Genomic DNA, 5,452 nt, shown 5'->3' on the forward strand with positions numbered 1-5,452 from the left:
CGCGGGGTGGGGCGGTCGCGGAAGAGGGGGGACGGAGATCTGAGAAAGGCAGGCTCGGCATGGGACTTCCACGGCTTTCAATGGGCGGCTTTCGGAGGGGGTGAGTGCGGCTGCGGTCGCCGACCCATCGCCTTTCACAAGCATAAGGATAAAATTCAACAGATAATCTTTATCCATCGTTGTTTATGCATCCTAATCAGATTACCAAAAAGGGCAAGCTCATCGAATCATCGCATTTTTGCGCTGCTCGTTCGCTGATGTGTGTCGACGAAAGCTTGCCTTGGTTGATGGTGAATCACTGAAAGGTTGATCAGTGTTTTTGAATGCACGCAGCGCTGCGAAATCTGAAGCGCGCCCTTTCATGTTTCTTGCTCCGGCGGCGCCTGCCCGTTACCCAGGGCGCGCCGCAAACAAGGACAGGACGAAGGAGACCGGGGGATGACGCGCCGCCTGCGCCCGTGGACCGTGCTTGAAAGTCGCGAACTGCTCGACGCCGATCCGTTCTTGAAAGTCCATGTCGAGACGGTGGAGCTACCCGACGGGCGGGTCATCCGGGACTACTACCAGTTCGACATGCCGTCCTTTGCCTGCATCTTCGCCGAGACGGAGGATAGACGCGCCATCGTTTATCGCCAGTACCGGCACGGCCCGCGGCGCGTGAATCTGACCTTTCCCGGCGGCCATCTGTCGCCGGACGAAGACCCGCTGGAAGCGGCCCGGCGGGAGCTTCTGGAGGAGACCGGTTTCGTCTCGGACCATTGGACGGCGCTTGGCGGCTACACGGTCAACGCCAACCAGGGTGGTGCAGTGTCCCATATGTTCCACGCCACCGGTTGCCGCCGAGTGGCCGATCCGCTGTCCGACGATCTGGAGGAGACGGAAATCCTGTTCATGACGCGGGAGGAACTGCTGGCCGCCATCGGGCACGGCGAGATCGCTTTGCTCACCCAGATCGCCCTGGTCAGCATGGTGTGGCAGACCGACGTCCGGAGGGCGCTCAGCCACCGGCATCAGTGACGCGGCTTCGCTTGCCGCCGTGCAGCAAATCGTCTTTTCCATAGCCAAGCGGAAGCTTGGCTTTATTGATCTTTGTCAAAAAATGAGTATGTCTTCGGAATACATGACCTATTTACGCGCTGTTAATCAAATCAGCTCATAAATGGCTTCACCAAGTTCTCTTGGTTTCCTCCCTCCCAGAACTAGGCTGCGCCTCACCGGCTGCAGCCTTTTCTTTTTCCGGACACTGTCATCCGAAGAGGTGAGGTGGGGGGCGACAAAGGGCGGAGTATTTTTTGCGAAGACCGCTCAGCAGGGGCTTGACCTTTGCTGCATTGCAGCATAAATTGAATCCCGGATGCCCTTTGGGCGTTTCCTCCCTAGACTTGAAGGCCGCGCCGTCCTGGCTGCGGCCTTTTTCTTGACTCCGGCCTGTGGGGGAGTCGCCCGGCGCCTGCGCGATCGTCTCTCGCGGCGCGGTAGCGCCCATGATATGCAAGCCGGACCATAGAAGCCCCGTTCGTTGAACCGAAGGCCCGCACCATGGCCGAGCGCCGCACACCCTCCCTGTCCACTCTCCGCAACCTGGGGCGGGGACTGCTCGTCCTGCTCCTGCTCGGCGGGGCCGGGGCTTGGTGGGCGTGGCACGGGACCTTCGGGATGGACGCGTTGCAGGACATCCTGCGCCATCATCCCGCGGCGCCGGTCCTGTTCCTGCTCCTGCACATCCTGGCCAGCCTGCTGTTCTTCCCGCGCTCCGTCATGGCGATGGTCGCCGGGCTGGTCTTCGGTGTCTGGTGGGGCGGGGTGCTGGCAGCGGCGGGCAGCGTGATCGGCGCCTCCACCGGCTTCCTGCTGACCCGCTACGTCTGCGACGGGCTGGTTCCGGCCCTGGATGGCGCGCGCTGGGGCGAGGCGCTGCGGCGGCTGGAGACGGGCGGCTGGCGGGCCGTCGCCATGCTGCGGCTGGTCCCCGTTCTGCCGCACAGCGGGGTGAACTACGCGCTTGGCCTGACAAGGGTGCGGCTCGGCGCCTACGCCTTCGGATCGCTGATCGGGCAGTTGCCGATGACCGTGGCCTTCGTGCAGTTCGGCGCCGCGGGCGACCACGCCCTGGCCGGCAAGCCGGACTGGATCGCGCCGACCGTCATCGGGCTCAGCCTGCTGATCCTGTCGGTTCTGCTGCCGAAGGTCGGGCCGAAGCTGCGGGAGAAGTTCGGCGCCGGGCGCGCCTGACGGCCAGATTGCATCACGACATCCGGCCGGCGGCCCTTGCGGAGGCATCATGAACATCGTCTTCATCCACCAGAACATGCCGGGCCAGTACAAGCATCTGGCCGCCCGTCTGGCCGCCGATCCGGCGAACCGCGTCGTCTTCGTCACCAAGCGGACCGACCGCGAGATCCCGAACGTCCGCCGCCTCTCCTACCAGCCCAGCCGCAAGGCGCGGGAGAACGCGCACCCCTATCTGGTGTCCACCGAAAACGCGGTGCTGCACGGTCAGGCCGCCGCGCGGCTGCTGATGGGCCTGCGCGAGGAGGGCTTCCGCCCCGATGTCATCGTCGGTCATCCGGGCTGGGGCGAGACGCTGTTCGTCAAGGACGTGTTCCCCAACACCCCCTACCTGAACTACTGCGAGTTCTTCTACCGCGCCCAGGGGCTGGATGTCGGCTTCGACCCGTCGGTCCCGGTCAATGTGGACACGGTGCTGCGGCTGCGCATGCGCAGCACGCCGCTGCTGCTGGCCCTGGAATCCTGCGACCGCGGCATCGCCCCGACCGAGTGGCAGCGCGACTCCCACCCGGCGCCGTTCCACCCGAAGATCGAGGTCATCCACGACGGGGTGGACACCGCGCAGCTCCTGCCCGACCCGGACATCCGCGTCACCCTGGCGAACGGCACGGTGCTGACGCGCCAGGACGAGGTGCTGACCTACGCCGTGCGCAACCTGGAGCCCTACCGCGGTTTCCCAAGCTTCGTGCGCGCCCTGCCGCGCATCCTGGAGGCGCGGCCGAAGGCCCATGTGCTGATCGCCGGCGGCGACGAGGTCAGCTACGGTTCGGCGCCCCCCGGCGGAAGGAGTTGGCGGGAAACCATGCTGGCCGAGGTGCCGCTGGACCCGGCGCGCGTCCATTTCCTGGGGCACCTTCCCTACGACCAGTATCTGTCGGTCCTGCGGCTGTCGCGGGCGCACGTCTACCTGACCTATCCCTTCGTCCTGTCCTGGTCGATGGTGGAATCCATGGCGCTCGGCTGCGTGGTGATCGGTTCCGACACCGCCCCGGTGCGGGAGGTCATCCGGCACGGCGAGAACGGGCTGCTGGCCGATTTCTTCTCCCCCGAGGATATCGCCGCCAAGGCCGTCGCGGTGCTGGAGGACCCCGGCGCCTTCGCCCCGCTGGCCCGCGCCGCGCGGGAGACGGCGGTGGAGCGGTTCGACCTGTCCCGCTGCCTGGAACGCCAGATCGCGTTGATCCGCGCGATGGCCTGATGCCGGGAAAGAGCCCACTCCGTACGGCAATATTTTCCCGGCGGGGGGCAGAAGCCGCCGCCCATGGGGAGGATTTTGCCGGGTGAGCGGGCCGGAAAGGGCTTGCCGCGCCCGCGAAGCGCCACGCCCGCACCGAGGGCGGCGGGGCGGAATTGCCGGCATTGTTTTGATTTTAAGATAATTTCCAAACGAAGTGCCGGGAAAGGCCGCGGCGCAGCGCGGGGCATGGCATGACCCTTGCGATGGTAGGGGTTACCAATCCGGCGAACCCGAACACGAGTGCCTGCCATGTCCATGACCGCAGTCCAGCCGATGCCGGCTGCCTCGGCGACCGCCCTGCAGGCGGACGACGTTGCCAACACCCCGCGCCGCGGCGGTTTCGCCTGGGAAGCCGTGAAGACCTTGATCGCCGTCGCCGTCTTCGCCGCGATGCTGCTGCCCGTGGCCTTCCCGTCGAAGGCGAGCCCGCAGGGCCGGCTTCAGCAGGCATCCTCGGAGGACATGGCGCCGCCCGCGGTGAAGGCCGTGGCGAAGGCCGACGTCCAGAAGGTTGCCCGCAAGCCGATGGCGAGCAACTGAGTTCCTGACGGCGCCCGCTGCACGAAAGGCGTCCGGTGTCGCCGCCGGACGCCTTTGCCGTTCCTGCCTGCCGGGCCGAAACCGCTCAGAGCGGCCGGGCGCCGGTGTGGATGCCGGTGCGGATGATGGTGCCGACGTGCCCGCCGCGCAGCGCCGCGGTCAGGCGGCCCGGCACCAGCCCGTTCACGACCTGCACGCGCTCCAGGTGGCGGGCGTTCGCCATCACCTCCAGCAGCGCGCCGTCCAGCGGCAGCGTGCCGTCCCGCTTGGCCAGTTCGGCGGCGGTGGTCTCGTGCAGCAGTTCCGCCGTGCCGCCTTCGGGGCCGTTCGGGTCGGCGGTATAGATGCCGTCCACATCCTCCACGATGGTGAGCCCGGCAGCACCCAGCGCGTCGGCCAGCAGGAATGCGCCGGTGTCGGCCCGGTGCTGCGGGATGCGCGAGCCGGGGAACTCGTGGTGATGGTAGGGCGGGAAGGCGCTGCCCACCACCGCGCGGGCGGCCGACAAATGGACCGCGAGCTGGTTCGCGATGGTGCCGTGCTCGACGTAGGACACGCCGTCGGGCGAGAGCAGCGCGGCCAGAATGTGGCCGTTCTGCCCGGCCTCGGTCGCGGCGAGCGGGGCGAGCGAGCCGACCGGAAGGCCGAGATCCAGCCCGACGCTGTAGAGATGGCGGGCGCGGATGCCGGCGCCGGTCAGGATCAGCAGCCGGTGTTCGGGAAGGACGCTTCGGATCTCCTCGACGATCGGCAGGATCGCCTCGTGGCCGCGGTCCATGATCGACCGCCCGCCGATCTTCACGACCTGGAGCCAGGGCAGCAGGCGGATCGGGCGAACGCCGGCGACCGGGGCGGTCAGGCTGCCGTCGAGAAGGGTCTGGCGCGCGAGCGGCGAGGCCACATGCTTGATGCTGTTGGCATGCTTCTTGTGCTGGGTGTCGGACATGGCGTGTGGTCCTTCAGCGCGCGGTGATGATGGTGCCGACATGCTCGCCGGCGAGCGCACGGGTCAGGTTGCCGGGGACGAGGCCGTTGACGACCTGCACTTCGCGGACATGGCGGGCGTTCTTCAGCAGGTCGAGCACCGGGAACTCCAGGATCGAGTCCTGCAGCCCCTTCGCCTTCATCTCGTCCACCGAGATCCTCGGGATGAAGGTGGCGTTCCTGGAGGTCTTCGGGTTCCCGGTGTAGAGCCCGTTCTCGTCCTTCACGTAGATCATCGCCCGGCAGCCGAACTGCTCGGCCACCAGGAAGCAGCCGGCGTCATTCCGCCCTACCTGTGGCTGCTCGCAATCATCGGCGGCCGTGCTCGCTTTCATCGCCGAATCCTGCTCGAAATCGGTGAGAACAAGACGGGGCTTATGCTCAGATTAACTGCGACTGCGC

At 66.7% G+C, this 5,452-nt stretch carries 6 protein-coding genes; 4 read left to right on the plus strand and 2 right to left on the minus strand.

Features of this window, described 5'->3' with window-relative positions; genetic code table 11:
• Positions 1–438 precede the first annotated feature (438 nt).
• From GBZ26_RS26400 to GBZ26_RS26415, 4 genes are all read left to right on the plus strand, one after another.
• Positions 439–1,017 (plus strand): NUDIX hydrolase, encoded by a 579-nt coding sequence (locus GBZ26_RS26400; protein WP_174441380.1) that lies wholly within the window; start codon positions 439–441, stop codon positions 1,015–1,017.
• Positions 1,018–1,539: 522 nt separating this feature from the next.
• On the plus strand, positions 1,540–2,232 hold the full coding sequence (locus GBZ26_RS26405; protein WP_174441381.1) for a TVP38/TMEM64 family protein: 693 nt from the start codon (positions 1,540–1,542) through the stop codon (positions 2,230–2,232).
• 49 nt (positions 2,233–2,281) lie between these two features.
• The gene (locus GBZ26_RS26410) at positions 2,282–3,487 is read left to right on the plus strand and encodes a glycosyltransferase family 4 protein (protein WP_174441382.1); all 1,206 of its coding nucleotides are present in this window, start codon (positions 2,282–2,284) and stop codon (positions 3,485–3,487) included.
• A gap of 288 nt (positions 3,488–3,775) precedes the next feature.
• Complete coding sequence (locus GBZ26_RS26415) at positions 3,776–4,066, plus strand: hypothetical protein (RefSeq protein WP_174441383.1); 291 nt, start codon at positions 3,776–3,778, stop codon at positions 4,064–4,066.
• Between the two features lie 85 nt (positions 4,067–4,151).
• On the opposite strand, the gene GBZ26_RS26420 is transcribed toward GBZ26_RS26415, so the two are convergent.
• Together GBZ26_RS26420 and GBZ26_RS26425 are read right to left on the minus strand one after the other, a co-directional pair.
• On the minus strand, positions 4,152–5,012 hold the full coding sequence (locus GBZ26_RS26420) for an amino acid kinase family protein (protein ID WP_174441384.1): 861 nt from the start codon (positions 5,010–5,012) through the stop codon (positions 4,152–4,154).
• Positions 5,013–5,025: 13 nt separating this feature from the next.
• Entirely contained in the window at positions 5,026–5,385 is a 360-nt protein-coding gene (locus tag GBZ26_RS26425) for an amino acid kinase family protein (RefSeq protein ID WP_246654320.1), read from the minus strand.
• Positions 5,386–5,452 lie beyond the last annotated feature (67 nt).

The organism is Azospirillum formosense (assembly GCF_013340925.1).
Classification (GTDB): domain Bacteria; phylum Pseudomonadota; class Alphaproteobacteria; order Azospirillales; family Azospirillaceae; genus Azospirillum; species Azospirillum formosense.

Coding starts and splice junctions, on each gene's coding strand:
- GBZ26_RS26400 (WP_174441380.1), top strand. CDS start 439: ATGACGCGCCGCCTGCGCCCGTGGACCGTGCTTGAAAGTCGCGAACTG.
- GBZ26_RS26405 (WP_174441381.1), top strand. CDS start 1,540: ATGGCCGAGCGCCGCACACCCTCCCTGTCCACTCTCCGCAACCTGGGG.
- GBZ26_RS26410 (WP_174441382.1), top strand. CDS start 2,282: ATGAACATCGTCTTCATCCACCAGAACATGCCGGGCCAGTACAAGCAT.
- GBZ26_RS26415 (WP_174441383.1), top strand. CDS start 3,776: ATGTCCATGACCGCAGTCCAGCCGATGCCGGCTGCCTCGGCGACCGCC.
- GBZ26_RS26420 (WP_174441384.1), bottom strand. CDS start 5,012: ATGTCCGACACCCAGCACAAGAAGCATGCCAACAGCATCAAGCATGTG.
- GBZ26_RS26425 (WP_246654320.1), bottom strand. CDS start 5,385: ATGAAAGCGAGCACGGCCGCCGATGATTGCGAGCAGCCACAGGTAGGG.